The sequence below is a fragment of the Falsiroseomonas oryzae genome, assembly GCF_027856955.1.
Lineage (GTDB): Bacteria > Pseudomonadota > Alphaproteobacteria > Acetobacterales > Acetobacteraceae > Falsiroseomonas > Falsiroseomonas oryzae.
This window is the reverse complement of the sequence record NZ_JAPSMD010000487.1, coordinates 1-3,680: the sequence shown is the minus strand read 5'-3', so window position 1 is coordinate 3,680 and position 3,680 is coordinate 1. Positions and strand designations below refer to the sequence as shown.

Sequence of the window (3,680 nt, the reverse complement as noted above, 5' to 3'; positions counted from 1 at the left end):
GCCTCTCCTACGCCATGCTGCGCGCGCCCTCCGCCGGCGTCGTGACCGCGTTGCTTGCGGAGGCCGGGCAGGTGGTGCCGGAAGGCCAGGCCGTGCTGCGCCTGGCCGACCCGGCCGAGCGCGAACTGATGGTGCGCGTTCCCGAATCCGCCCTGCCCGCGCTGCGCGACGCGGCGGCGGAGGCGCGCTTCTGGGCGCGGCCGGAGACGCCGCTCGCCGCCACCCTGCGCGAGCTGGCGCCGCAGGCCGACGGCACGCTGCGCACCTACGCCGCACGCTTCGCCCTGCCGGACGCGCCGGATTGGGTCGCACTCGGCATGACCGGCACCGTGCGCCTGGCGCGTGCCACAGAGCCCGTTGCGACGCTGCCGCTGGCCGCGCTGCACGATCGCGGCCAGGGGCCGATGGTCTGGCGCCTTGCGGGCGACCGCATCGAGGCGGTGCCGGTGCGCGTGACCAGCCTGGGCGAGCAGACCGTGCAGGTGGCCGGCGGCCTGAGCCCGGGCGAGCGCGTCGTGGCGCTCGGCCCGCAGCTGCTGGACCCCGAGAGCCGGGTGCGCGTGGTCTCCACGCGCCTGGCCGCGACGCTGCGCTGAGCGGGAGGCGTCGTCATGGACCGCTTCAACCTCTCCGCCTGGGGCGTGCGCAACGGCGCGCTGACGCTCTTCGCGATGCTGCTGCTGGCGCTGCTGGGCGCCGGCGCCTGGCAGAAGCTGGGCCGCGCGGAGGATCCCTCCTTCACGCTGAAGGTCATGGTGGTCAGCGCCGCCTGGCCCGGCGCGACGGCGGAGGAGATGCAGGCGCAGGTCGCCGACCGCATCGAGAGCCGGCTGCAGGACCTGCCCTGGCTCGATCGGCTGGAGACCTATGTGCGGCCCGGCGTCGCCACCACCACCGTCGTGCTGCGCGACACCACGCCGCCGCGCGAGGTGCCGGGGCTGTGGTACCAGGTGCGCAAGAAGGTGGGCGACATCGCCCCCAACCTGCCCGCGGGCGTGCGCGGTCCTTTCTTCAACGACGAGTATTCCGACGTGCAGTCCGCCGTGCTGGCGCTGACCGGCGCCGACCATGCGGAGCTGGTCCGCCAGGCCGAGAGCATCCGCCTGCGCCTGCTGCGCCTGCCCGGCGTCGAGAAGGTGACGATCACCGGCGAGATCGAGCAGCGCATCTTCGTGGAGGTGAGCCACGCCCGGCTTGCCACGCTGGGCATCGCGCCGACCGCCATCCTCGAAGCCCTGGCGCGGCAGAACCCGGTGGCGCCGGCCGGCGTGGTGGAGACCGGCAGCACGCGCGTCCACCTCCGCGTCGGCGGCGCGCTGGACGGCGTCGCGGCGATCCGCGCGGTGCCCGTGCCGGGCCCGGACGGCCGCACCATCCGCCTCGGCGAGATCGCGGAGGTGCGCCGCGGCCTGGCCGACCCGCCTTCCGCCGCGATCTACCACGAGGGGCGCGAGGCGGTTCTCGTCTCGGTGGCGAAGCAGCGCGGCTTCGACGTGCTGGCGCTGGGCGAGAGCCTGCGCGCCGAGCTCGCCCGCATCCGCGCCGACCTGCCGCTGGGCCTGGAGCTGGAGGCGATCTCCGACCAGCCGCGCATCGTCGCGGAGAGCGTCACGGAGTTCCTGACCAAGTTCGCCGCCGCGCTGCTGGTGGTGCTGGTTGTCTCGCTGCTCTCGCTCGGCCTGCGCGCCGGTCTGATCGTCGCGCTCTCCGTGCCGCTCACGCTCGCCGCGGTGTTCCTGTGCATGCTGTGGTGGGGGATGGAGCTGGAGCGCGTCTCGCTCGGCGCGCTGATCCTCGCCCTCGGCCTGCTGGTGGACGACGCGATCATCGCGATCGAGGCGATGGTGGTGAAGCTGGAGGAAGGCTGGGACCGCCTGCGCGCCGCCGCCTTCGCCTGGGGCAGCACGGCGGGGCCGATGCTGTCGGGCACGCTGGTGACGGTCGCCGGCTTCATCCCGGTGGGCTTCGCCAACTCGACCTCGGGCGAATATGCCGGCGGCATCTTCTGGGTGGTCGGCGCGGCCCTGATCGCCTCCTGGCTGGTCGCGGTGTGGTTCACGCCGTGGCTCGGCGTGAAGTTGCTGCCCACGCCGAAGCGCGTCACGCATCACGAGCATCTCTACGACACGCGCTTCTACCGCGCGCTGCGCCGCGTGGTGACCTGGTGCACCGACCATCGGGCGGTGGTGCTGGCCGCGACCGTCGCGATGCTCGGCGCAGGCTTCGCGGGCATGGCCGCGACGAAGAAGCAGTTCTTCCCCACCTCCGCGCGGCTGGAGCTGCTGGTGGACGTCAACCTCCGCGCCGGCGCCGGCTTCGCCGCGACGCGCGACGCGGTGGACCGTATCGCGCAGCACATCGCGCAGGACGAGGACGCGCAGACCTACACCGCCTATATCGGCGCCGGCGCGCCGCGCTTCTTCCTGGCGCTGAACCCCGACCTGCCCAACGAGGCCTTCGGCAAGCTGGTCATCCAGTCGCGCGACGTCCCCGCGCGCGAGCGGCTGCGCGAGAAGCTGATCGCCTTCGCGGAATCCGGCGCCGTGCCGGAGGCGCGGGTGCGCGTCTCCCGCCTCGATTTCGGCCCGCCGGTCGGCTTCCCCGTGCAGTTCCGCGTCACCGGCGGCACGCCGGAGCAGCTGCGCGACGTGGCTGAGAACGTCATGGCCGCGCTGCGCGCCACCCCCGGCACGCGCGACGTGCAGCTCGCCTGGGGGGAACGGGCGCCGTCGCTGCGCCTTGCGCTGGACCACGACCGCGTCGCGCAGCTGGGCCTCTCGCCGGAGGCGGTGGCGCAATCCGTGCAGGCGCTGCTCTCCGGCACCACGGCGACCCGCCTGCGGGAAGGCGAGCGGCTGGTGGACGTGGTGCTGCGCGCGCCGGCCGGGGAACGCGGCGCGCTGGCCGCGCTCGGCGACCTCAACATCGTCACCGCCGCCGGGCCGGTGCCGCTGGCGCAGGTCGCGCGGCTGGAGCCCGCCATGGAGGAGCCGATCCTCTGGCGCCGCAACCGCGAGCCCTTCCTGGCGGTGCGCGCAGAGATCGCGCCCGGCCTGCAGGCGCCCGACGTCACCGCCGCCGCGCTGTCGCGCATCGACGCGATCGCGCGGGGCCTGCCGGTCGGCATGCGCATCGAGACGGGAGGTGCAGCGGAGGAATCGGCCAAGGCGAATGCCAGCCTCTTCGCGCTGTTCCCGGCCATGGTGGCGGCGATGCTGCTGATCCTGATGGTCCAGCTGCGCCACTTCGGCCGCACCGCGCTGGTGGTGGCGACGGCGCCGCTCGGCATTCCCGGCGCAGCGGCGGCGCTGCTGCTGACGGGCATGCCCTTCGGCTTCGTCGCGCTGCTCGGCGTGATCGCGCTGGCGGGGATGGTCATGCGCAACACGCTGATCCTGGTGGACCAGGTGCGCCAGGACACCGAGGCCGGGGTGGAGCTGCGCGAGGCGATCATCGAGAGCACGGTGCGCCGCGCGCGGCCGGTGATCCTGACGGCGCTGGCCGCCGTGCTGGCCTTCGTGCCGCTGACGCTCTCGGTGTTCTGGGGCCCCATGGCGGTGGCGATGATCGGCGGGCTGACGCTCGCCACCTTCGCCACGCTGCTCGTCGTGCCGGCGCTGCACGCGCTGGCCCTGCCGCGACGCCGGCGCGCGGCGCCGCGGGTCGCGCTGCCCGCGCCG

Annotated in this window: 2 protein-coding genes; both read left to right on the top strand. The window is 74.4% G+C overall.

What is annotated here, in order from left to right; translation table 11 throughout:
- A partial coding sequence (locus OZN99_RS27520) for an efflux RND transporter periplasmic adaptor subunit (RefSeq protein ID WP_270938418.1) occupies positions 1–596 on the top strand: 596 nt, incomplete at its 5' end.
- A gap of 15 nt (positions 597–611) precedes the next feature.
- A partial coding sequence (locus OZN99_RS27515) for an efflux RND transporter permease subunit (protein WP_270938417.1) occupies positions 612–3,680 on the top strand: 3,069 nt, incomplete at its 3' end.